Source organism: Plantactinospora sp. WMMB334 (assembly GCF_049179095.1).
Lineage (GTDB): Bacteria > Actinomycetota > Actinomycetes > Mycobacteriales > Micromonosporaceae > Plantactinospora.
The window spans coordinates 7680050-7701925 of the sequence record NZ_JBMHME010000002.1; the positions used below are offsets into that span (position 1 = coordinate 7680050).

The 21876-nt window shown below is 73.0% G+C and carries 21 protein-coding genes; 14 read left to right on the top strand and 7 right to left on the bottom strand.

What is annotated here, in order from left to right; all coding sequences use genetic code 11:
• Nucleotides 1-56: 56 nt before the first annotated feature.
• Complete coding sequence (locus ACN27G_RS33315) at nucleotides 57-407, top strand: histone-like nucleoid-structuring protein Lsr2 (RefSeq protein WP_421496606.1); 351 nt, start codon at nucleotides 57-59, stop codon at nucleotides 405-407.
• A gap of 483 nt (nucleotides 408-890) precedes the next feature.
• Entirely contained in the window at nucleotides 891-3422 is a 2532-nt protein-coding gene (locus ACN27G_RS33320; protein ID WP_421497567.1) for an ATP-dependent Clp protease ATP-binding subunit, read from the top strand.
• 133 nt (nucleotides 3423-3555) lie between these two features.
• Here the strand turns inward: ACN27G_RS33320 and ACN27G_RS33325 are convergent, their stop codons facing one another.
• The gene (locus ACN27G_RS33325; RefSeq protein ID WP_421496607.1) at nucleotides 3556-4449 is read right to left on the bottom strand and encodes an A/G-specific adenine glycosylase; all 894 of its coding nucleotides are present in this window, start codon (nucleotides 4447-4449) and stop codon (nucleotides 3556-3558) included.
• A 102-nt stretch (nucleotides 4450-4551) separates the two neighbouring features.
• Here ACN27G_RS33325 and ACN27G_RS33330 point away from each other — a divergent pair, with 102 nt between their 5' ends.
• The 3 genes from ACN27G_RS33330 to ACN27G_RS33340 all read left to right on the top strand — a co-directional run bounded on the left by ACN27G_RS33330 (nucleotide 4552) and on the right by ACN27G_RS33340 (nucleotide 6587).
• Nucleotides 4552-5064 carry a glycine cleavage system protein R gene (locus tag ACN27G_RS33330; RefSeq protein WP_421496608.1) on the top strand — a complete coding sequence of 171 codons (513 nt, stop codon included), beginning with the start codon at nucleotides 4552-4554 and terminating at the stop codon, nucleotides 5062-5064.
• A gap of 56 nt (nucleotides 5065-5120) precedes the next feature.
• On the top strand, nucleotides 5121-5714 hold the full coding sequence (locus ACN27G_RS33335; RefSeq protein WP_421497568.1) for a peptide deformylase: 594 nt from the start codon (nucleotides 5121-5123) through the stop codon (nucleotides 5712-5714).
• 135 nt (nucleotides 5715-5849) lie between these two features.
• Entirely contained in the window at nucleotides 5850-6587 is a 738-nt protein-coding gene (locus ACN27G_RS33340; protein WP_421496609.1) for a hypothetical protein, read from the top strand.
• Nucleotides 6588-6686: 99 nt separating this feature from the next.
• On the opposite strand, the gene disA is transcribed toward ACN27G_RS33340, so the two are convergent.
• From disA to ACN27G_RS33360, 4 genes are all read right to left on the bottom strand, one after another.
• Nucleotides 6687-7868, bottom strand: a complete 1182-nt coding sequence (gene disA / locus ACN27G_RS33345) for a DNA integrity scanning diadenylate cyclase DisA (RefSeq protein WP_421496610.1) — start codon at nucleotides 7866-7868, stop codon at nucleotides 6687-6689.
• Between the two features lie 237 nt (nucleotides 7869-8105).
• Nucleotides 8106-9551 (bottom strand): DNA repair protein RadA, encoded by a 1446-nt coding sequence (gene radA / locus ACN27G_RS33350; protein ID WP_421496611.1) that lies wholly within the window; start codon nucleotides 9549-9551, stop codon nucleotides 8106-8108.
• 52 nt (nucleotides 9552-9603) lie between these two features.
• A complete protein-coding gene (locus ACN27G_RS33355; protein ID WP_421496612.1) occupies nucleotides 9604-10365 on the bottom strand; it encodes a hypothetical protein in 762 nt (253 codons plus the stop codon).
• Between the two features lie 194 nt (nucleotides 10366-10559).
• The gene (locus tag ACN27G_RS33360) at nucleotides 10560-11447 is read right to left on the bottom strand and encodes a UbiA family prenyltransferase (RefSeq protein WP_421496613.1); all 888 of its coding nucleotides are present in this window, start codon (nucleotides 11445-11447) and stop codon (nucleotides 10560-10562) included.
• Here ACN27G_RS33360 and ACN27G_RS33365 point away from each other — a divergent pair.
• The 4 genes from ACN27G_RS33365 (at nucleotide 11446) to ACN27G_RS33380 (ending at nucleotide 15516) form a co-directional block, all read left to right on the top strand.
• Nucleotides 11446-12405: a methyltransferase domain-containing protein gene (locus tag ACN27G_RS33365; protein ID WP_421496614.1), complete on the top strand. Its 960-nt coding sequence runs from the start codon at nucleotides 11446-11448 to the stop codon at nucleotides 12403-12405. The genes ACN27G_RS33360 and ACN27G_RS33365 overlap by 2 nt on opposite strands.
• Before the next feature lie 47 nt (nucleotides 12406-12452).
• A complete protein-coding gene (locus tag ACN27G_RS33370) occupies nucleotides 12453-13622 on the top strand; it encodes an acyl-CoA dehydrogenase family protein (protein WP_421496615.1) in 1170 nt (389 codons plus the stop codon).
• Nucleotides 13623-13868: 246 nt separating this feature from the next.
• Entirely contained in the window at nucleotides 13869-14966 is a 1098-nt protein-coding gene (locus ACN27G_RS33375; protein WP_421496616.1) for a type III polyketide synthase, read from the top strand.
• Between the two features lie 58 nt (nucleotides 14967-15024).
• A complete protein-coding gene (locus tag ACN27G_RS33380) occupies nucleotides 15025-15516 on the top strand; it encodes a hypothetical protein (protein WP_421496617.1) in 492 nt (163 codons plus the stop codon).
• 45 nt (nucleotides 15517-15561) lie between these two features.
• On the opposite strand, the gene ACN27G_RS33385 is transcribed toward ACN27G_RS33380, so the two are convergent.
• Nucleotides 15562-16314: a hypothetical protein gene (locus tag ACN27G_RS33385; RefSeq protein ID WP_421496618.1), complete on the bottom strand. Its 753-nt coding sequence runs from the start codon at nucleotides 16312-16314 to the stop codon at nucleotides 15562-15564.
• 327 nt (nucleotides 16315-16641) lie between these two features.
• Between ACN27G_RS33385 and ACN27G_RS33390 the strand changes: the two genes are divergently transcribed.
• The 4 genes from ACN27G_RS33390 to ACN27G_RS33405 all read left to right on the top strand — a co-directional run bounded on the left by ACN27G_RS33390 (nucleotide 16642) and on the right by ACN27G_RS33405 (nucleotide 19689).
• The gene (locus ACN27G_RS33390) at nucleotides 16642-17127 is read left to right on the top strand and encodes a CarD family transcriptional regulator (RefSeq protein WP_007073334.1); all 486 of its coding nucleotides are present in this window, start codon (nucleotides 16642-16644) and stop codon (nucleotides 17125-17127) included.
• 63 nt (nucleotides 17128-17190) lie between these two features.
• A complete protein-coding gene (ispD, locus tag ACN27G_RS33395) occupies nucleotides 17191-17901 on the top strand; it encodes a 2-C-methyl-D-erythritol 4-phosphate cytidylyltransferase (protein ID WP_421496619.1) in 711 nt (236 codons plus the stop codon).
• An 18-nt stretch (nucleotides 17902-17919) separates the two neighbouring features.
• On the top strand, nucleotides 17920-18390 hold the full coding sequence (gene ispF / locus ACN27G_RS33400; protein ID WP_421496620.1) for a 2-C-methyl-D-erythritol 2,4-cyclodiphosphate synthase: 471 nt from the start codon (nucleotides 17920-17922) through the stop codon (nucleotides 18388-18390).
• A gap of 255 nt (nucleotides 18391-18645) precedes the next feature.
• On the top strand, nucleotides 18646-19689 hold the full coding sequence (locus tag ACN27G_RS33405) for a tetratricopeptide repeat protein (protein WP_421496621.1): 1044 nt from the start codon (nucleotides 18646-18648) through the stop codon (nucleotides 19687-19689).
• Nucleotides 19690-19718: 29 nt separating this feature from the next.
• Here the strand turns inward: ACN27G_RS33405 and ACN27G_RS33410 are convergent, their stop codons facing one another.
• Nucleotides 19719-20900: a homogentisate 1,2-dioxygenase gene (locus ACN27G_RS33410; RefSeq protein WP_421496622.1), complete on the bottom strand. Its 1182-nt coding sequence runs from the start codon at nucleotides 20898-20900 to the stop codon at nucleotides 19719-19721.
• Nucleotides 20901-20994: 94 nt separating this feature from the next.
• Here ACN27G_RS33410 and ACN27G_RS33415 point away from each other — a divergent pair, with 94 nt between their 5' ends.
• A complete protein-coding gene (locus tag ACN27G_RS33415) occupies nucleotides 20995-21852 on the top strand; it encodes a hypothetical protein (RefSeq protein ID WP_421496623.1) in 858 nt (285 codons plus the stop codon).
• Nucleotides 21853-21876: the final 24 nt, after the last annotated feature.

Consider the following 21876-nt stretch of genomic DNA (forward strand, 5'->3'; position numbering starts at 1 on the left):
CTCGCGGGCTATTGTGCTCTTGTTTGCGGCGAACCTGCTCGAAAGGATAGCGACACGTGGCCAAGCAGATCATTCACAAGCTGGTCGATGACCTGGACGGCGGAGACGCGGACGAGACCGTCAAGTTCTCGCTCGACGGCGTGCAGTACGAGATCGACCTCTCGAACAAGAACGCCGGCAAATTGCGGGACCTATTCGCCCCGTACGTGGCGGCCGGCTCGAAGGTCGGTCGGGGCGGCGTGGTCGTCGGTGGCCGTGCGGCACGGGGACGAGGCGGCGCCACTGCCGACCGTGAGCAGAACAAGGCGATCCGGGCCTGGGCCAAGAAGGAAGGCAAGGAGATCTCCGACCGGGGGCGCATCCCCCAGGAGATCGTGGACGAGTACCACGCCAAGGCGGGTCGCTAGGCGTCGTTCTCATCTGATCGCTGTGCGGGGTGGCTGGGCCGGTGTGCCCAGCCACCCCGCGCGCTTTACTCGTGCTTAGAGCTGATATGTGACTATTGGGCGTAATGTCGGTTCCGTCGAAGCGCCCGCCCGGAGAGGAGCATGTCGGCCCGGGAACATCCTGGCCGCCCAGGCGTTGTCCACAGCCAGTGGACGAAGTTGTCCACAGCCTGTGGACGACCAGGGTCGCGTCGTCGGCGCGAGGGTCGGGGATTTCGCTCTGCGCGTACAGCCGGCGGCCCGGGAAGCGGCGCTGAGCGTGGGCGGTTGGGGAAAACGTCGCGACCGTGCTTCTTCTGAGGAACACACGACCTCGGGAGAGTCGGCTCGCGGCGATAGAGTAAGGGAGCACGGACGTCCACCCAGGGCGCCCGAGTGGTGGCCCCGCCACGATGCTTGGACCATCAAGATCGAGTGCGCACGGCACGTGAGGAGCACGAGGGCATGTTCGAGCGGTTCACCGACCGAGCGCGGCGGGTTGTCGTCCTGGCTCAAGAAGAGGCCCGGATGCTCAACCACAACTACATCGGTACGGAGCACATCCTGCTCGGCCTCATCCACGAGGGTGAGGGCGTGGCGGCTAAGGCCCTGGAGAGCCTCGGCATCTCCCTGGAGGGCGTCCGTCAGCAGGTGGAGGAGATCATCGGCCAGGGTCAGCAGGCGCCGAGCGGGCACATCCCGTTCACGCCGCGGGCCAAGAAGGTGCTTGAGCTGTCGCTGCGCGAGGCGTTGCAGCTCGGCCACAACTACATCGGTACGGAGCACATCCTGCTCGGTCTGATCCGTGAGGGTGAGGGCGTCGCGGCCCAGGTGCTGGTGAAGCTCGGCGCCGACCTGAACCGGGTCCGCCAGCAGGTGATCCAGCTTCTCTCCGGCTACCAGGGCAAGGAGCCGGCCGCCGCGGGTACGGCGCCGGGTGAGGCCGCGCCGTCGACCAGCCTCGTGCTGGACCAGTTCGGCCGCAACCTGACCCAGGCCGCCCGGGAGGGCAAGCTCGACCCGGTCATCGGGCGGGAGAAGGAGATCGAGCGGGTGATGCAGGTGCTCTCCCGCCGTACCAAGAACAACCCGGTCCTGATCGGGGAGCCCGGGGTCGGTAAGACCGCGGTCGTCGAGGGGCTGTCCCAGCGGATCATCAAGGGCGAGGTGCCGGAGACGCTGAAGGACAAGCAGCTCTACACGCTTGACCTGGGTGCCCTGGTGGCCGGCTCGCGTTACCGCGGTGACTTCGAGGAGCGCCTGAAGAAGGTGCTCAAGGAGATCCGTACCCGGGGCGACATCATCCTCTTCATCGACGAGATCCACACCCTGGTGGGCGCGGGTGCCGCCGAGGGCGCGATCGACGCGGCGAGCATCCTCAAGCCGATGCTGGCCCGTGGCGAGCTGCAGACCATCGGCGCGACCACCCTCGACGAATACCGCAAGCACCTGGAGAAGGACGCCGCCCTGGAGCGGCGGTTCCAGCCGATCCAGGTGGGTGAGCCGTCACTGGCGCACACCATCGAGATCCTCAAGGGCCTGCGGGACCGCTACGAGGCACACCACCGGGTGAGTATCACCGACGCCGCGCTGGTCGCGGCGGCGACGCTGGCCGACCGGTACATCTCCGACCGGTTCCTGCCGGACAAGGCGATCGACCTGATCGACGAGGCCGGTGCCCGGATGCGGATCCGCCGGATGACCGCGCCGCCGGACCTGCGGGACTTCGACGAGCGGATCGCCCAGGTCCGCAAGGACAAGGAGTCCGCGATCGACGCGCAGGACTTCGAGCGCGCCGCGCAGCTGCGGGACAAGGAGAAGCAGCTGCTCGGCCAGAAGGCGCAGCGGGAGAAGGAGTGGAAGGCCGGCGACCTCGACGTGGTCAGTGAGGTCGACGACGAGCAGATCGCCGAGGTGCTGGCGAACTGGACCGGTATCCCGGTCTACAAGCTGACCGAGGAGGAGACCTCCCGGCTGCTCCGCATGGAGGACGAGCTGCACAAGCGGGTCGTCGGCCAGGAGGATGCGGTCAAGGCGGTCTCGAAGGCGATCCGGCGGACCCGGGCCGGCCTGAAGGACCCGAAGCGGCCGTCCGGCTCGTTCATCTTCGCCGGTCCGTCCGGTGTGGGTAAGACCGAGCTGTCCAAGGCGCTCGCCGAGTTCCTCTTCGGCAGCGAGGACGCGCTGATCCAGCTGGACATGTCCGAGTTCCACGACCGTTACACGGTCTCCCGGCTGGTCGGTGCGCCCCCCGGCTACGTCGGCTACGACGAGGGTGGCCAGCTCACCGAGAAGGTGCGGCGCCGGCCGTTCTCGGTGGTCCTCTTCGACGAGATCGAGAAGGCCCACCCGGACGTCTTCAACACCCTGCTCCAGATCCTGGAGGACGGGCGGTTGACCGACGGCCAGGGCCGGATCGTGGACTTCAAGAACACGGTCATCATCCTGACCACCAACCTGGGCACCAGGGACGTGGCCAAGGCGGTCTCGATGGGCTTCCAGGCCTCCGAGGACTCCGACTCGAACTACGAGCGGATGAAGCAGAAGGTCAACGACGAGCTGAAGCAGCACTTCCGGCCGGAGTTCCTCAACCGGATCGACGACACGATCGTGTTCCACCAGCTCAACGAGGTGGAGATCCTCTCGATCGTGGACATCATGATCCAGCGGATCGAGACCCAGCTCCGCAACAAGGACATGGGGCTGGAGCTCACCGACAACGCCAAGAAGTACCTGGCGAAGAAGGGCTTCGACCCGGTGCTGGGCGCCCGGCCGCTACGCCGGACGATCCAGCGCGACATCGAGGACAACCTGTCCGAGCGGATCCTGTTCAACGAGCTGACCCCCGGTCAGATCGTGGTCGTGGACTGCGAGGGCGACCCGGACAACGTCGACAAGTCCAAGCTGGTGTTCCGCGGTGCGGACAAGCCGGTCGCGGTGCCCGACGCGGTGCCGGCCGACCTCGGCAACACCGCCGCCGCCGGCGCGGACGAGTAGCAGCACCCGCGAAGGGCCCGGCGGCGCAGCCGCCGGGCCCTTCCCGCTGCAACTGGGCGCAAGGAAGGGCCCCCGCTTATCGCCTTTTGTAGAGGAAGGGCCCCCGCCTAACACCCCCGCTTGACACCCCGGCTCACGGGGCGGTGGCCGGCTGCTCACCGGCGAGTACGCAGGCGTCGTCGACCATCTCGACCAGGCCGTCCTCGATCAGCCCGGCCAGCGCCCGGGATCGTTGCAGGTCGTCGGCCCAGACCAGATCCAGCCGCTCCCGGGGCACCGGGCCGGTCGCCTCCCGCAGCACCGCCAGCAGCCTGCCCCGGACCTGCCGGTCGGTGCCGGCGTACCGCTGGGGCCGGCGGGTCGGGCCGGGCGGTGCGGTCCGCCCGGAGAGCCGCCAGGCGCAGCTCGCGGCGAGCGGGCAGTCGACGCACCGGGGGGCGCGGGCGGTGCAGACCAGCGCGCCCAGCTCCATGAACGCGGCGCTGGCCCGGGCGGCCCGGGCCGGTGCCGCCGGCAGCAGCGCCTCCGTGGCGACCAGGTCGGCGGGACGGGTCGACGGTCCGGCGTCGGGTTCGCCGGCCACCACCCGGGCCACCAGCCGGCGTACGTTGGTGTCCACCACCGGATGCCGCTGCCCGTACGCGAACGCCGCCACCGCCCTGGCCGTGTACTCGCCGACGCCGGGCAGCGCCAGCAACTCCGTCAGCCCGGTCGGCACCTCGCCACCGTGCCGCCGCACCAGCGCCACCGCGCACTCGTGCAGCCGGAGCGCCCGGCGCGGATAGCCGAGCCGCCCCCACATCCGGATCGCTTCGGCCGGGGTGTCGGCGGCCAGATCCGTCGGCGCGGGCCACCGGGTCAGCCAGGACCGCCAGGCCGGCAGCACCCGCACCACCGGCGTCTGCTGCAACATGACCTCGCTGACCAGGATCGGCCACGCCCCGATGCCGGGCTCCCGCCACGGCAGGTCGCGGGCGTTCTCGTCGTACCACCGGATCGCCTCGGCGGCGAGTTGTGTTGTCGACATGGCGCCGTCGATCCTGCCATGCCGTCCCGGGGCCGTCCCGGAGCGTGGGCCGGACGTCGGGTCGCGCCCCGGGACGGGCGGTCGATGGGGCAGACTGCCCGGATGAACGAGCTCGCGATCACCGTGATCGGTCCGGACCGCCCCGGCATAGTGGCCGATGTGGCGGAGGCGCTCGCCCAGGTCGGGGCCAACCTGACCGACTCCACGATGACCCGGTTGCGGGGGCATTTCGCGATGACACTGATCTGTGTCGGCCCGTCCGGCGCCGAGGCGGAGGCCGCGCTCGCCCCGGTCGTCGCCGACGGCCCGCTGGTGGCGACCGTTCGGCAGGTCGGTGCGGAGGCGACGAGCGAGCCGTTCGGCGAGCCGTACCTGATGGCCGTGCACGGGGCCGATCGGCTGGGCATCGTCGCCGCGCTGACCCGGGTGCTGGCCGAGGCCGGCGGCAACGTGACCGACCTGACCACTCGGTTGACCGGGCCGCTCTACGTGCTTGTCGCCGAGCTGGAGCTGCGGCCGGAGACGGCCGAGGGCGTCGCCGTCCGGCTGGCCGAGGTGGCCGCCGGACTCGACGTGGAGGTCACCCTGCGGCGAGCCGACTCGGATCTGCTGTGAGCGGGCAGGACGCACCCCGGACGGCCCAGGACTCTGGGATGGCCCAGGGCTCCGGGATGGTCCAGGGCTCCGGGCCGGGCGAGGACGCGGGAACGGCCGAGACGTGCGGTCTGGGTGACTGGACTCCGGCGGCGCTCGGCGATCCGGGCCGGGTACGGCCGGTGGTGACCGCGCCGGCCGGGGTGCTGAGCCGGGTCGGCGCCACCGTCGATCCGCTCGACGACGAGGTGGTCCGGCTCGCCGCCGACCTGGTGGCCACCATGCGGGTGTCGCCGGGCTGCGTCGGCCTGGCCGCGCCGCAGGTCGGGGTCGGCGCCCGGGTCTTCGCCGTGGACGTGACCGGGCATCCCAAGACCGTCACGTCGCACGGCACCTTCGTGCTCTGCAACGCCGAGGTCGTCGAGTCCAGTCGCTGGCGGCCCGGCCGGGAGGGCTGCATGTCGGTCCCCGACCTGACCGGCGACGTGAAGCGGGCCAGCCGGGTGGTGGTCCGCGGGGTCCTGCCCGGCACCGGGGCGGCCGTCCGGCTCGTCACCGACGGTTTCGAGGCGCGGGCGCTGCAACACGAGATCGACCACTGCGCGGGACGGCTCTTCCTCGACCGGGTGGCCGGGGCGCACGCGGTCTACCAGCGCAAGGTCTATCTGTGACGGTCGTCGACACCGGGCACCGACCCAACGCCGCCGCGGATCGCCAAGGGACAGGCCGACGGCGGTGATACGGCGCGGCGGACCCCGGCGCGTCGTGAGGGTCGACACCAGCCGTGCCGATACGGTGAAGACATTATGCGTCTGACGGTTGGCCCCCTTCCGCCCGCCGTGTATTGGCGGCGTCGCGCCGTCGTGCTCGGTGCCCTGTTGCTCTTCCTGATCGTGCTGCTCTACTCCTGCATCGGTATGGGTGAGTCGGGCGATTCCGGAAAGGACGGGCAGGCCAACCCGGGGCAGACGAGCGCGCCGTCCCCGACGCTCACCCCGCAGGTCGACCCTTCGGCGTCCGCCCCACCCGATGCCGGTGATCCGGATCTGGGCGGTGAGCCGACCGACGTGCCGCCGGCGGAGGGTGACGGGACCTCCCTGGAGCCGGCGGGCGGCGGGCAGGTGCCGGCACCGCCGCCGCCGGTCGACAACGAGTGCGCCGACGAGGAGATATCGGTCACCCCGGTGCCGTCGCAGACCTCCGCGCGGCAGGGGGAGCAGATCCAGTTGCGACTCAAGATCAAAAATGTGTCCGGCCGTACCTGCAACCGGGACGTCGGTGCCGACCTCCAGGAGCTCTACATCAAGTCCGGGGCCCGGAAGGTCTGGTCGTCGGACGTCTGCAGCGAGGTGCGCTCCAACGACATCCGGCCGTTCCCGCCCAGCCACGAGAACGAATACACGGTCTCGTGGAACGGCCGGGAGAGCTCCAAGTGCGCCAACCAGCTCGCCGCCGGGCCCTATCCGGCGGCCGGCACCTACCAGCTCTTCGGCCGGCTCGGCAACAAGCACAGCGACCCGGTCCGGATAACCATCACCGGCTGACCCGGACGGGGCCGGTCGCGCCCCACCGCGGCGCGGGGGTGCAGGTTCGGGGACGGCTTCCCGGAATCGGACGCGTGCCGCCGCCGCCCCGCCGGGTCGTCAGACGTAGCGCTCCAGGATGGACGCCTCGGCGAGCCGGGACAGGCCCTCGCGTACGCCCCGGGCCCGGGCGTCACCGACCCCGTCGACGGCCTGCAGGTCCTCCACGGTGGCGCCGAGCAGCCGTTGCAGGCTGCCGAAGTGCCCGACGAGCCGGTCGACCACCAGTCCGGGCAGCCGGGGCACCTTGGCGAGCAGCCGGAAGCCGCGAGGGCTCACCGCCGCGTCGAGCGCGTCGGAGGCGCCCGGATAGCCGATCGCCTTGGCGACCGCGACCAGGTCGATCAGCTCGGTGGCGGTGAGCAGGTCCAGCTCGACCAGTGCCTCGTCCAGGGTGCGGGCCTTGCGGCCGGTCGGCAGGTAGTCGCGGATCACCAGGGTCCGGTCGGCGTCCACCCCGGCCATCAGCTCGTCGAGCTGGAGCGCGAGCAGCCGGCCGTCGGTGCCGAGCTCGACCACGTAGCCGGCGATCTCGTCGGCGATCCGGCGGACCATCTCCAGCCGCTGCACCACGGCGACCGCGTCCCGGACGGTGACCAGATCCTCGATCTCCAGCGCGGAGAGCGTGCCGGAGACCTCGTCGAGGCGGAGCTTGTAGCGCTCCAGCGTCGCCAGCGCCTGGTTGGCCCGGGACAGGATCGCGGCCGAGTCGTCGAGCACGTGCCGCTGACCGTTGACGTAGAGGCTGATGATCCGCATCGACTGGCTGACCGAGATCACCGGGAACCCGGTCTGCCGGGCGACCCGCTCGGCGGTGCGGTGCCGGGTGCCGGACTCCTCAGTGGGGATCGTCGGATCGGGCATCAGGTGCACGGCGGCCCGGACGATCCGGGTGCCGTCGCTGGAGAGCACGACAGCGCCGTCCATCTTGCACAGTTCGCGGACCCGGGTCGCGGAGAACTCGACGTCGAGCGGGAACCCGCCGGTGCAGAGCGTCTCGACGACCCGGTCGTAGCCGAGCACGATCAGCGCACCGGTGCGGCCGCGCAGGATGCGCTCGAGCCCGTCCCGCAGCGCCGTGCCCGGCGCCATCAGCGCGAGGTTGGCCCGCAACGGATCTCCGGTCGGCCCTGTCCCGTTCACGGTCAGACCGATGCTGGTAGGGCGCGCCGAGGGCCCGGCGCCGGTGCGGACAGAGGACGCCGCGCTGGCAGTCCGGTTCGCGTCGCGGTCGATCGGCACCCGGACATTCTACGGACCGCCCTGCGTTCGGTGCCGTCGTGGTTACTGTGACGTGCCACTGTGCCTGCTTCCTCCCGTGGGCGGGCCGTCGGTACCGTGCGGAGGATCGGCCGCATGATGTCCAGTTTGTAGCTGAATAGCGGATCTTGGTCGATCATGACGTGCCGCCGACCGCGGGTGACGCCGGCCGCAAGCATGCCATGACCGGGCGAATACGGACCTGCTGTGACGGTATGGTTACTCAGCCGACGCGCGGGCCGCGCACTGCAGCGCCGATCGTACGTCGGTGACTTCCATCACCCGCATGTTCTCCGGGGTCACACCGCTCGCTGTCGGGCCGCAGCCGGCCGGCACCAGCGCATGCCGGAAGCCGAGCCGGGCCGCCTCGGCCAGCCGCCGGGGCACGGCGGCGACCCGGCGCACCTCGCCGGTCAGCCCCACCTCGCCGATCGCCACCAGGGTCGGCGCGATGGCGAGGTTGAGCCCGCCGGAGGCGACCGCGAGGGCGACGGCCAGGTCGGCCGCGGGCTCGACCACCCGGATCCCGCCGACGGTGGCGGCGAAGACCTCCCGGTCGTGCAGGGTCAGCCGCTCCGTCCGGCGCTGCAACACCGCGAGCACCATCGCCAACCGGGCGCTGTCGAGCCCGGAGACCGTCCGCCGGGGCGACCCGGCAACCGTGGCGCCGATCAGCGCCTGCACCTCGGTGACCAGGGCCCGGCGCCCCTCCATCGCCACGGTGACGCAGGTGCCGGGCACCGGGTCGGCGGAGCGGGTCAGGAAGAGCCCGGAGGGATCGGCCAGGCTGGTGATGCCCCCCTCGTGCATCTCGAAGCAGCCGACCTCGTCGGCCGTGCCGAACCGGTTCTTCACCCCCCGCACCATCCGGAGCGAGGAGTGCTTGTCGCCCTCGAAGTGCAGCACCACGTCGACCAGGTGCTCCAGCACCCGGGGCCCGGCGACCTGGCCGTCCTTGGTCACGTGCCCGACCAGCACGGTCGCGATGCCCCGCTCCTTGGCGACCGAGACCAGTGCGGCGGTGACCGCCCGGACCTGGGTGACCCCGCCGGGCACCCCCTCGGTGCCGGGGGTGGTGATGGTCTGCACCGAGTCCAGCACCAGCAGCCCGGGCTCGACCGCGTCGAGATGGCCGAGGACGGCGCCGAGGTCGTTCTCGGCGGCGAGGTAGAGCTGGTCGTGCAGGGTGCCCATCCGCTCGGCCCGCAGCCGGACCTGGCTCACCGACTCCTCGCCGCTGACCACCAGCGACGGGCTGCCGGCACCGGCGGCCCACTGCTGCGCGACGTCGAGCAGCAGCGTCGACTTGCCGACCCCGGGCTCACCGGCGAGCAGCACCACCGCGCCGGGGACCAGGCCACCGCCGAGCACCCGGTCCAGCTCGGGGACGCCGGTGGGCCGGGCCCGGGCCGGGGCGGCGCTGATCGTGGCGATCGGCCGGGCCGGCTCGGCGGGTGCCCGGGAACTCACCACCCGGCCGGAGACGGTCGGACCGGTGAGCATCGACTCGACGACCGCACCCCACTCGCCGCACTCCGGACACCGGCCGACCCACTTGGGTGGCTGGTGCCCGCAGGCGTCGCACTCGTAGGCGGGGCGAGGGTCGCGGCCCGCCGCGCGGCCGCGACCGGAGGCGGGGCGGGAGGTGGCTCGGCTGGTCGTCACCAGAGCACGCTAACCAACCGGTACGACGGAAGCCGCCCGGGCAACCGACGGCCTACTCGTGTTCCTCTTCCTCGCCACCGACGACCGGCGTGCCGGGAGGCGCCGGCTCCAGCGGCACCGTGACCGGCACCTGGACCGGGACCTGGGTGCCGCCGAAGTCGAAGGTGACCTGGATGCTGTGCCCCGGCGGAAGTGCCTCGGCCAGCCCGGTCAGCTGCAGCCACCGGCCGGCGGTCTCCTGGTTGAGCACCACGAACCCATGGGCCGGGATCTGGATCTCGGCGGGGGTGGCAGGTGCGGGGGCGGCCGTGGAATCCGCCGAGGGGCTGCCGCCCGGCGAGGGGCTCTCCTGGGTCGCCTCCGGCGACGGGCTACCGGCGGTCGCGTCCGGTGCGGGGCTACCCGCGGTCGCGTCCGGTGCGGGGCTACCCGCGGTCGCCTCCGGCGACGGGCTCGCCGGGGCACCGCCACCCGGGCTCGGCGCGGCCGACGGCCCGGTGAGGGTCACGCCGCCCGCCGCGGTGCTGCCGACCCGGACCGTCACCGGCTCGCCGGTCTCGTTGTAGAGGGTGACGCTCATCGGCGCGTTGGCGCCGGCCGGGTAGCCCGCCGTGCCCGGGTATCCGACGAACGCGTTGCGGACCAGGTAGTTGTTGTCGGGCGACTCCGCGTTGACCCCGAGGTTGGTGGGGATCCGCTCGGCGGTCTCGGCGATCTGGCCCGCGCCGCACCCGGACAGCAGCAGGGCGGCGCCGGCTGCCGTACCGGCCAGCACCGCAGCGGCTCGCCGAGCCCCACCGATCGAGCGCGTCACCTGGTCCTCCTCATTGCGATCCCGGTCGCCGTCGCGGACGGTGCCGTCGCGATCTCCGGCCTGGCCGCACGGATACGCGGGCCGTACCCGGCTCAACGGGCTCCAGGGTAGTGGGCGGTGATCCGCTCCCGTACGCCGACCCGGTATCCCGGCCGGCCCCGTCCCGGCGGGACCGGCCTGGATCACGCGGCGGGTCAGACCACCCGGCCGCTCGTCACCAGCAGCACGACATCGATCAGTGCCACGAGCATGACGGCCCGGAAGACGGCCACCGGGCGGTCGCCCCGGGCGGCGGCGGCCCGGCTCGCGTACCAGCCGAGCGGCGGGACCACGGCGGCGACCGCGACCGCCGCCAGGCCGGCCCAGGACGGCGGCCCGGGCGGCCCCACCACCAGCGTCGCGGTCGCCGCCAGGAGCAGCCCGGCGGCGGCGACGCGGGAACCGGTCGGGCCGAGCCGGTGCGGCAGCCCGCGTACCCCGGTCCGCTCGTCGTCGGCGAGATCCGGCAGGACGTTCGCGAAGTGCGCCCCGGCGCCGAGCAGCGCGCCCGCCGCCACCAGCCAGGCCGGCGGGGCGGGCGCGCCGGGCAGCCCGAGTACGACGAGAGCCGGCAACGTCCCGAACGAGACCGCGTACGGCAGCACCGAGAGCGGGGTGGACTTCAGCGGCCAGTTGTAGAGCAGGGCGGAGAGCAGGGCGAGGGTGGCCGCTGCGGCGGCGGCCGGATCGAGGAGGAGCACCGGCAGCGGGGTGAGCACGGCGGCCAGCACCCCGGCCACGGCGACCAGCCGGCGACCGACCATGCCGTCGGCCACCGGCTTGTCCCGGCGGCCGACTGCGGCGTCCCGGTCGGCGTCGATCCGGTCGTTGGTCCAGCCGACGGCGAGCTGGCTGGCGAGCACGGTGAGCGCGACCGCCGCGATGCCGCCCGGCGGGTGCCCGACGCCCCAGGCGAGCAGGGCGGAGACGGTGGTCACCGCGACCGCCGGCTCGGGATGACTCGCCCGGACCAGCCCTAACACCACATGCGACATATGGGAAGTCTGGTTGTTACCGCGTGGTCGTGCCAGGCTCGATCGCATGCGGATGGCGCGGACCAGGTCGGACACGGGCGCCGGGGTCACGGTGCCCGGCGGCCGGTCCCGCGCGCTGCCGCGCAACGATCCCCGGCAGTACGACGATCTCGCCGACCAGTGGTGGCAGCCGGACGGCGCCTTCGCCATGCTGCACTGGCTGGCCGAGGCCCGCGCCGGGCTGGTGCCGCCGGCCGCCCGCGCCGGGGCGGTCCTGGTCGACCTCGGCTGCGGCGCCGGGCTGCTCGCTCCCCGGGTGGCCGGCAGGGGCTACCGGCACGTCGGGGTGGACCTGGTCGGCTCCGCCCTCACCCAGGCCGCGGCGCACGGCGTGCGCCCGGTCAACGGGGATGCCGGGGCGGTGCCGCTGGTCGACGGCTGTGCCGACGTGGTCGTCGCCGGTGAGGTGCTGGAGCACGTACCGGACTGGCCGGGGGTGGTCGCCGAGGCGGCCCGGCTGCTCCGGCCCGGCGGCACGCTGGTGCTGGACACGCTCAACGACACCGCGCTGAGCCGCCTGCTGGCGGTGCGGGTGGCCGAGATGTTCCGGGGCGTGCCCCGGGGGATCCACGATCCCCGGCTCTTCGTCGGCTCGGGGGAGCTGGTGCGGGAGTGCGCCCGGCACGGCATCGCGCTGCGGGTCCGGGGCATCCGGCCGGCCGTCTGGGGCACGGCGCGCTGGCTGCTGCGCCGCGCCATGACCCGCCCCGGCCCTCCGGCCGGTCCGGCCGCGCCGATGGAGCCTGGTCCGGCCGCGCCGATCGGGCCTGGTCCGGCCGCGCCGATCGGGCCTGGTCCGGCCGCGCCGATCGGGCCTGGTCCGGCCGCGCCGATGGAGCCCGGCCCGGACACACCGACCCGGGCGGGCGAGGGCGTGCCGGCCGCCGCCGGTCGGGGCGCACCACGGATCGTGCCGACCTGGTCGGCGGCAGTGCTCTACCAGGGGTGGGGCACCAGGAACGGATAGCGGCGGGCGACAGCACCGGCCGCCGGCCGGTGCGGGAGGGGACACGGATGACGGTGGACGCGCTCGCAGCGGCCCGCCGGGTGGCGCCGAGAATGGCGGCCCGGGCGGCCGGACACGACCGGGACGGCACGTTTCCGGTCGAGGACTTCGCCGACCTGCGCTCGGCCGGTTTCTTCGGGCTGATGGTGCCGCAGAGACTGGGTGGCCTCGGCGCCACCTTCGCCGGGTACGCGGCGGTCGCCACCGAGCTCGCCAGGGGGAACGGCGCCACCGCGCTGGTCTTCAACATGCACGCCTCGGTGACCGGTGCACTCGGTGCGCTGACCGAGGAGTTGGCCGAGGCGCTGGGCGTACCGTCCGAGGCGCTGGCGGCCCGGGACCGGCTGCTCGCCGAGGCGGCGGCCGGCGCCTGGTACGCCGTGGCGATGAGCGAGCGTGGCGTCGGCTCCCGGCTGTCGAAGCTGAGCACGACGTACGAGCCGGTGGCGGGCGGCTACCACATCAAGGGCGCCAAGACCTTCTGCTCCGGGGCGGGGCACGCGGACGCGTACCTGGTCGCCGCCCGCAGCGTCGCCGACCAGTCGGTGGTGTCGCAGTTCCTGGTCCCGGCCGGGCCGGACGGGCTGCACGTCGAGCCGACCTGGGACTCGCTCGGGATGCGGGCAACCGCCTCGCACGACCTGCACCTGGACGTCGTCGTGCCGGCCGACCGGCTGCTCGGCGGGGTGGAGGGGCTGGCCCTGGTGGTCGCACAGCTCATGCCGCACTGGCTGGTGGCCAGCTACGCCGCCGTCTACGTCGGGGTGGCCCGGGCGGCGATCGACGCCGCCGTCGAGCACCTGACCGCCCGTGGGCTGGACGGCCTGCCGGCGGTACGCGCCCGGCTCGGCCGGGCGGACGCCGCCACCGCCGCCGCCTCGCTGGCGGTGACCGAGGCGGCCCGCCGGGTCGACGCGGCGCCGGGCGACGCCGAGACGAACCGCTGGGTGTGGCGGGCCAAGCTGCTCGCCGGGACGACCGCCGCCGAGGTGGCGGCCTCGATGGTGGAGGCGGCGGGCACCTCGGCGACCCGCCGGGGACACCCGCTGGAACGCCTCTACCGGGACGCCCGCTGCGGCTCGCTGCACCCGGCGACCTCGGACGTCTGCGCGGACTGGCTCGGCATCGCCGCCCTCGGTGGCGACCCGGACCTGGACGCCTCCACCCCACGGTGGTGAGCCCCCCGGGTGACTGGGTATCGGTGAAGGATGACCGTCGATCGGGAAGGTGAGTGTGGATCGGGAAGGTGAGCGTCGGCTCCGGCGTACGCGAACCGTGCTGTGCGGCCGGCCGGCGCGACCGCCGCCGATCTCGGCACCGCGAGCGGTGCGTCCGGCCGGCGAGTCCCGAGGTCACGCTCGGGGGTTGGGCTCGATGGGCGCGCGGAGCGCGCGGGGTGCGCAGTCGCGATCGGAGGACGGGTTGTGAGCGGAAGCAGGCAGGACGGCTCCGGAGTGGTCGTCGGCGTGGGTGTGGCGCTGCCGCCGAGGGCGAGCCAGAAGGAACTGTGGGCGGGCTTCTTCGCCCGGCACTTCTCCGGAGCCACCCGGGCGCTCGCCGAGCGGATCTTCGCCAACTCGGGCGTACGGCACCGGCAGGCGGCGGTCAGCCCGCTGCTGGAGGATGTCTCCGACTGGCCGACCGAGCGCCGGATGCGGCGCTACCAGATCGAGGCGCTGCCGCTGGGCAAGGAGGCGGTCGGCCGGGCACTTACCGACGCCGGCCTCGCGGCGGGGCAGATCGGCCTCTTCGTGGTCTGCTCCTGCACCGGGTACGCCACACCGGGGCTGGACATCCTGCTGGCCCGGGACATGGGAATGGCCCCCGACACCCAGCGGATGTTCGTCGGCCACATGGGCTGTTACGCGGCGCTGCCCGGGCTCGCCGCCGCGAACGACTTCGTCGCCGCCCGGGGTCGTCCGGCGCTGCTGCTCTGCGCCGAGCTGACCAGCCTGCACCTCCAGCCCTCCACGGCCCGGATGGACACCCAGCAGATCATCTCGCACGCGCTCTTCTCCGACGCGGCGGTCGCGGTCGTGATCGCCCCTACCACCCGCCCCGGGTACGCGGTCCGCGAGGTCACCGCCGTCACCGACACCTCGACGGCCGACCACATGACCTGGGAGCTGACCGACACCGGGTTCCGGATGGGACTGTCGCCGAAGGTGCCGCAGGTGCTGGCGGCGCACGTGGCCGCCCTGGTCACCGACCTGTTGGCCCGGCACGGCCGGCGGATATCCGAGGTGGACGGCTGGGCGGTGCATCCGGGCGGGCCCCGGATCCTCAACGTGGTGGAGGAGGAGTTGGGACTGCCGCCGGAGGCGCTGGCCGCCTCCCGGGCGGTCCTCGACGAGCACGGCAACTGCTCGTCGCCGACGTCTTTGCTCATCCTGGAACGCCTGCGGCGGTCGGACGTTCCACCCCGTACCGTGGTAATGCTCGCCTTCGGCCCCGGACTGACCCTCTACGCGGCCCTGCTGGACCGGCAGCCGGGAGTGGTGGGCGGCGCACGGCCGGTGTGACCGGCCGGGGTGGCTCCTAGGGACAGGTGCGCTGTGCCGACGACAGGGAGGCGACCGGATGCGTAGGTTGGCTCTGACGATGGCGGCGGTGCTTCTGGTCGGCTTGGGCGGCTGGTGGTCGGTCTGGTCGGCGCCGGAGCCGCCCCGGCCGGGGCAGACCGGGGTCGACGCGCCGGTGGTCGGCTCCGGGGGCGGGGGTGCGGACCTGGCCGGCGGGCGGGGCGACAGCGCGGCGGCGCAGGCGTTGCCCCGCTTTCCGGAGACGCTCTGGCGCCAGACGGCAACACTGGACCAGCGCAGGTTCGTCACCTGGTCGGTGCAGACCCATCCGGGTGGCCGTTACCTGCTCCAGTACGTCTGCCTCAGTGACGGCCAGCTCTACGTGCGGGTGGTGCGCGGGGTGGCGGGAAGCTGGTCGAGGTCGGTGAGCTGCCCCGGACCGTTCGGCAGCGTGCAGCTTGTCGCGACCGGGGACGAGCTGACCATCGGGGCCCGGCGGCTGAACCACCGGCACGTCAAGGTGGTGCTCCAGGTGGTCGACCTCTCCTGAGCCGCGGCGGGGTCCGGAGCCGCGGCGGGGTCCGGGCGGTGCCGTTCAGGCGGCGGTCGGCAGGCCGGACAGGTCGGGCTGGTAGTCCGCCGCCGAGGTGAGGTCCGGCACGGTCCGCACGATCCGGCCCGAGCGGCTGGCCAGGACGACACTGACCGCGTCACCGGCGTCGTTCAGGTGCAGCGCGGTCCGCAGCTCCGAGGTCGGGTCGGTCAGGTGGCGCGGCGTCCGGGCCGGTGGCGCGACGGGTCTGGCGCTCGGCACCGCCCGGCGGCTACTGACCGCCAGCACGGCGACCCCGGGCGGAGCGGACCGGACGGCGGCGTCGAGTTCCCCGGTGCAGGTGCAGCCGTCGACCAGCATGATCACGGCGGGGAGCAGCCCGCGCAACGGGACGAGTTGACCGTCCTCGCCCACCAGGTCGAGCGCCGGCAGGGCACCGCCGGGCGTGTCGCCCGGGCTGCCCGGGCTGGTCCGGCCGGTGGCCTGTGGACGTTGCTGGCCGGGCCAGGTGATCGCGAAGAGGCTGGTCAGGGTCGCCAGCAGCGCGACCGACATGATCAGGAGGCAGAGCCGGAGCGGAGACCGGCCGGAGCTGGCCGAGGAGAGTCCGAGAAGCCGCCGCCACCCGTCGCGGCGGGCCCGTAGCCGCAGCTCCCGGCGGACCTCGGCGGCTTCGGCGGCGAGGTCGGCGGGATCGTCGGGGATGACTATCCGCCCCCACTCGGCCGGCAGGTCGGGCAGGCCCTCGAACGGGCCGTTCTCCGGCCGGCCGTCGCCATCCGCCGACGTGCTCATGCGCACCCCCTGGCTCGCACCTGAGGTGTGAACGGGTTGTCGTTCCAGCCTCCCCCACCGGAGGTCGTACCGCCAGTGGGGGCGGCGCCGGGCGCGGAAGAGATATGGTGGAAGGACCGCAACGCCCTAGATCCGATTTTTCCGATCCGTCTTGTCGGCCGGTGATCCGTGTGTCACAGAGCGTGCCCAAATCCATGGATTCCTGCCGTGTCAAGCCGAAGAAAGACCTCTCACAGGGCCTCTGAGCTGCGCTAACGGTCAGGACTGCGGTGGGACATCGGTGCCTGAGCGTGTTACCCTAGACACAGCGAAAGGGGTTTCGAACCTATGGTTTTCAGTGTCGGCGAGACCGTTGTTTACCCCCACCACGGGGCCGCACTCATCGAGGCAATCGAGACTCGGGTCATCAAGGGCGAGCCCAAGCAGTACCTCGTCCTCAGGGTCGCTCAGGGTGATCTGACGGTCCGGGTGCCCGCGGAGAATGCCGAGATCGTGGGCGTGCGCGAAGTGGTCGGCGAAGAGGGCCTGGGTAAGGTCTTCGATGTCCTCCGTGCCCCGCACACCGAGGAGCCGACCAACTGGTCGCGGCGTTACAAGGCAAATCTGGAGAAGCTGGCCTCCGGTAACCCACTCAAGGTGGCGGAGGTCGTTCGTGACCTCTGGCGTCGGGAGCGGGAGCGGGGCCTGTCCGCGGGCGAGAAGCGGATGCTCGCCAAGGCCCGCGACATCCTCGTCGGTGAGGTCGCGCTCGCCGAAAAGAGCACCAAGGACGAAGCGGAAACCCTTCTCGACAAGGTGCTCACCGAGGCATAGCCGCTATGTCAGGCACTTCCGCCCGTGCCTGCCGTACCCCGCAGAAAGTCCGAGGACCGCGACGTGACCGCGCAGCTCAATCCGCGCGGTGACGTCGCGGTCCTCGTTCCTGCGGCCGGTGCCGGGGTCCGACTCGGGCCCGGCGGCCCCAAGGCGCTCCGCAGGATCGGCGGCGAGCCGCTGCTCGTGCACGCCGTCCGGCGGATCGCGGCCGCACCCTCCGTGCACACCGTCGTGGTGGCGGCGCCGCCCGGCGACGAGGAGGCGGTCCGGGCGCTGCTCCGGCCGGTCGCCGCGCTGACGGTGGTGGCCGGCGGGACCACCCGTCAGGAGTCGGTGGCCGCCGCGCTGGCGGCGGTGCCGGCCGGCCCCGAGATCGTCCTGGTGCACGACGCGGCGCGGGCACTGACCCCGACCGCCCTGGTCGAGTCGGTGGCCGGGGCGGTGCGGGGCGGTGAGGACGCCGTGGTCCCGGTGCTGCCGGTGGTCGACACGATCAAGGAGGTCTCGGCCGCCGGTGCGGTGCTCGGCACCGTCGACCGGGCCGCGCTGCGGGCCGTGCAGACGCCGCAGGGCTTCCGGCGGGCGGTGCTCGCCGCCGCGCACGCCGCCGCCGTCGACCCGCTCACCGACGACGCGGGCCTGGTCGAGAAGCAGGGCGTACGCGTCACCTGCGTCCCCGGCTCCGAGTACGCCATGAAGATCACCCGCCCGTTCGACCTGGTCCTGGCCGAGCACCTGCTCACCGCCGTGCCGCTCGCCGGGCACCACTGATCGCCTACGCTTTCGCACGTGATCGTTCCGCTGGTCGGTGTCGGTACCGACGTGCACGGGTTCGAACCGGGCCGGCCCTGCTGGGTCGCCGGCCTGCACTGGCCCGGGGTGGACGGGCTCGCCGGACACTCCGACGGCGACGTCGCCGCGCACGCCGCCTGCGACGCGCTGCTCTCCGCCGCCGGCCTCGGCGACCTCGGCGGCAACTTCGGGGTGGCCGAGCCGGAGTGGGCCGGCGCCGCCGGGGTCACCCTGCTGGCCGAGACCGCCCGCCGGGTCCGGGCCGCCGGGTTCGAGATCGGCAACGTCTCGATCCAGGTGATCGGTGTGCGCCCGAAGATCGGCCCCCGCCGCGACGAGGCCCAGCGGGCGCTGACGGCGGCGGTCGGCGCCCCGGTCACCGTCTCCGGCACCACCACCGACGGACTCGGCCTGACCGGCCGGGGCGAGGGCCTGGCCGGGATCGCCGTCGCCCTGATCCACCGCTGAGCCGCTGCCGGGTCCCGACCGGTCGCGCCGTGCGCCGCCGGCCTCCGGGGGCGAGATAGGGACCAAGCCTGACACCACGGGGGGAGCGCCAGGCTTGGTCCCGTCTACGGTACCGCGCAATCGCGCGCCTGGGGAGTGGGCATTCGGCGGGTCGTCGATTAACTGGCCGGAGGCCGGCCGTTAACCGCCCGGAGTGTCGATGTTGGCCGGGTCGGCCGTGAAGATCGGCGGGACAGCGCCGGATAGGCTCGGCCCGTGTCCAGCGACGCCGATTCCGACCAGTCCTCCTCCGCCGAAGGGTATGTCCAGCGCGCCGAACTGCTCGCCGAACTCGGCCGCTACGACGAGGCCGCCGCCGAGGTCGGGTTCGCGATCGCGCTCGACCCGGACCATGTGCCCGCGCTGGTCATGCTGGCGATGGTCAAACTCGCGGCGGGCAGCTCCGGGGAGGCGTTGAGCGCTGCCGACGCCGCCGTCGCCGCCGCTCCGGAACTGGTCCGCCCCCTGGTGATCCGGGGACACGCCCTTGCCGACCTGCGCCGGTTCGCCGAGGCGGCGGCGGTCGCCGGCCAGATCCTGGCGCTCGGCCGGGACGACGCGTACGCCCAGCGCAGCGCCGCCGCGATCCTCGGCGAGTCGCGCAACGGGCAGCAGGCGCTCAACGCGGCCTGGCGCGGTGTCGAGCTGGCACCGGAGGAGCCGCAGGCGCATCTGGTACTCGGACTGGTGGCGGCCAGGATGGAGATGTTCGACCTCGCCGAGCGGTCGTACCGGGAGGCACTGCGGCTCGACCCCGAGCTGGCCGAGGCGCAGCACAACATCGGGGTGATCCGGCTGGAGCAGCGGCGCTACGCCGAGGCGCTGGAACACCTCGCCGACGCCGCCGCGCTCGCCCCGGCCAGCGGCAACAGCGGGCGTACCGTCGGCGACGGGCTGCGCCGGCTGCTGATGTACGGCGCCGGCTACACCATCGTGGTCTCGGTGCTGGTGGCGTGTCTCGCGGCGGGAAACCCGTTCGCGTCCCGGGTCTGGGCCGGGCTGGCGGCGGTCACCGGCGGCATCCTGGTCTGGCGCTTCGCCCGCCGGGTGCCGACCATGGGCCGGGGGCGGCTGCCCGACCTGATCCGCTCCGACGGGCTGCTGGCCCTCGCCGTCTACGCCGTGATCGCCGGCCCGTGCCTGATCCTGCTCTACGCGTTCGTCGGGTCCCCGTGGCCGCTGGTGCTGGCGCTCTTCACCGCCGCCGCCACCGAGCTGGCGGTGCTCTTCGGCTGGTCACCCGCGAGCGGACGCGACTGATTCCGCGCGGATCCTGCTTTCCGGGCCGGTCAGGCGGAGGGTGGACGCCCCGACCAGGTCCAGGCGTAGCCGGTGTCCTCGCAGGAGAGCGCGGGTGGGCAGAGGTCGAGCGGGCGGAAGGTGTCGACCATGACCGCCAGCTCGTCGAAGCTCTCCGCCCCGATGGCCCGGTCCGGGGCGCCGGGCTGCGGGCCGTGCGTGAAACCGGCCGGATGCAGCGAGATCGAGCCCTGCTCGATCCCGGAGCCGCGCCGGGCCTCGTAGTTGCCGCCGGTGTAGAAGAGCATCTCGTCGGAGTCGACGTTGTGGTGGTTGTAGGGCACCGGGACGGCCAGCGGGTGGTAGTCGACCTTGCGGGGCACGAAGGAGCAGATCACGAAGTTGGGGCCCTGGAAGGTCTGGTGCACCGGCGGCGGCTGGTGGAGCCGGCCGGTGATCGGCTCGAAGTCGTGGATGGAGAAGGCCCACGGGTAGAGGTGCCCGTCCCAGCCGACCACGTCGAAGGGGTGGTTGGCGTAGACGTGCCGGGTCCAGCCCCGGCGGTGCTGGACGTAGACCTCGACGTCGGTCCCGTCGACCAGCAGCGGCGCCTCCGGGCCGCGTACGTCCCGCTCGCAGTAGGGGGAGTGTTCGAGGAACTGGCCGCGTACCGAGAGGTAGCGCTTGGGCGGGCCGATGTGCCCGGTCGCCTCGACGGCGAGCATCCGCAGCGGCACCGGTGCGACCGGCACGACCCGGTAGAGCACCGAGGTCGGGATGATCACGTAGTCGCCGGCGGTCACCCCGAGCACGCCGAAGGTCGACTCGATCCGGGCGGCTCCGGACTCGACGTAGAGGCACTCGTCGCCGACGGCGTTGCGGTAGAGCGGGGAGGGCTGGTCGGCGACGACGTAGGAGATCCGGACGTCCTCGTTGGCCAGCAGGTGCGTCCGGCCGAGGATCGCGTCGGTGCCGGCGCCGCCGTCGAGTTTGTGGGTACGCAGGTGGCGGGGCTTGAGCGGCAGGTTCGGCACCCGGGTCGGCGCGCCCGGCGGGGTGAACTCCTCGGCGGCGACGATCGCGGTCGGCAGGTGGCGGTGGTAGAGGAGGGACGAGTCGGAGGAGAAACCCTCCTGGCCCATCAGCTCCTCGGCGTACAGGCTGCCGTCGGGTTGCCGGAACTGGGTGTGGCGCTTCCGGGGCACCTCGCCGACGCTGCGGTAGTACGGCATGATCGCCTCCCATTTGTCCCAGTGAACGGGCAAGAGCGTCCGATAATCGGACGGTGTTGTCCGCTAGTCGTAGCGTCCCGTAAGTTCTCTGTTCGTGTCAACGCAGGTGCCCCGGCTCTTCGCCGGGCTGGTGGACGACGCCGCCGTCTTCCCGCCCGGCAGCGCCACGCTGCCCGACGCGGTCGCCGCGCACCGCCGGTACCGCGGGGCCTGGTACGCCCCGCTCGTCGGCCCGCTGCTGCTGCCCGCCTCGGCCCTGCCCGAGCTGCCGGCGCTGCTCGACGACGGCGAGCGGATCGAGGTCGGGGTGATCGGCGACGTGCCGGTGCCGGAGCTCTACCCGCGGTGCGACCGGACCGACCCCCGGATCCGTATCCGGCAGGTCGAGATGGCGGTCGCCAAGCGCGGCGAGGACCCGCTGCCCGGCCTGGCCGCGCTCGCCGGGCTCTCCGCCCAGCTGGACGACGCGGAGGTCTACGCCGAGATCCCGCTCACCTGGGGACTGCTCGGCGCCCTCGACCGGATGGCCGAGGAACGGGCCGCCGGGAAGCGGATCGCGGCCAAGTTCCGCACCGGCGGGCTCGCCGCCGAGCTCTTCCCGACCCCGGTCGAGCTCGCCGCGGTGATCGGTGCCTGCCGCGACCGGGAACTTCCGTTCAAGCTCACCGCCGGGCTGCACCACGCGATCCGGCACATCGACCCGGAGACCGGCTTCACCCACCACGGCTTCGTCAACGTGCTGGCCGCCGCCGCCGTGGCGTGCTCCGGCGGAGAGGTGACCGAGGTGGCCGAGGTGCTGGCCTCGACCGACCCGGTGCCGCTGGTCGAGGCAATCCGGTCGCGGCGGGACGAGCGGCGCCCGCTCTGGATCGGGTTCGGCTCGTGCAGCGTGATGGAACCGCTGATCGACCTCGTCCGGCTGGGCCTGGTGAACGGAGGCTTCGAGCCGTGACAGCCGAGGAGTGCCGTGACAGTC

Coding starts and splice junctions, on each gene's coding strand:
- ACN27G_RS33365 (WP_421496614.1), top strand. CDS start 11,446: ATGCGGATGGCGCGGACCAGGTCGGACACGGGCGCCGGGGTCACGGTG.
- ACN27G_RS33330 (WP_421496608.1), top strand. CDS start 4,552: ATGAACGAGCTCGCGATCACCGTGATCGGTCCGGACCGCCCCGGCATA.
- ACN27G_RS33390 (WP_007073334.1), top strand. CDS start 16,642: ATGGTTTTCAGTGTCGGCGAGACCGTTGTTTACCCCCACCACGGGGCC.
- ACN27G_RS33370 (WP_421496615.1), top strand. CDS start 12,453: ATGACGGTGGACGCGCTCGCAGCGGCCCGCCGGGTGGCGCCGAGAATG.
- ACN27G_RS33325 (WP_421496607.1), bottom strand. CDS start 4,449: ATGTCGACAACACAACTCGCCGCCGAGGCGATCCGGTGGTACGACGAG.
- ACN27G_RS33410 (WP_421496622.1), bottom strand. CDS start 20,900: ATGCCGTACTACCGCAGCGTCGGCGAGGTGCCCCGGAAGCGCCACACC.
- ACN27G_RS33385 (WP_421496618.1), bottom strand. CDS start 16,314: ATGAGCACGTCGGCGGATGGCGACGGCCGGCCGGAGAACGGCCCGTTC.
- ACN27G_RS33380 (WP_421496617.1), top strand. CDS start 15,025: ATGCGTAGGTTGGCTCTGACGATGGCGGCGGTGCTTCTGGTCGGCTTG.
- ACN27G_RS33340 (WP_421496609.1), top strand. CDS start 5,850: ATGCGTCTGACGGTTGGCCCCCTTCCGCCCGCCGTGTATTGGCGGCGT.
- ACN27G_RS33320 (WP_421497567.1), top strand. CDS start 891: ATGTTCGAGCGGTTCACCGACCGAGCGCGGCGGGTTGTCGTCCTGGCT.
- ACN27G_RS33360 (WP_421496613.1), bottom strand. CDS start 11,447: ATGCGATCGAGCCTGGCACGACCACGCGGTAACAACCAGACTTCCCAT.
- ACN27G_RS33335 (WP_421497568.1), top strand. CDS start 5,121: ATGGTCCAGGGCTCCGGGCCGGGCGAGGACGCGGGAACGGCCGAGACG.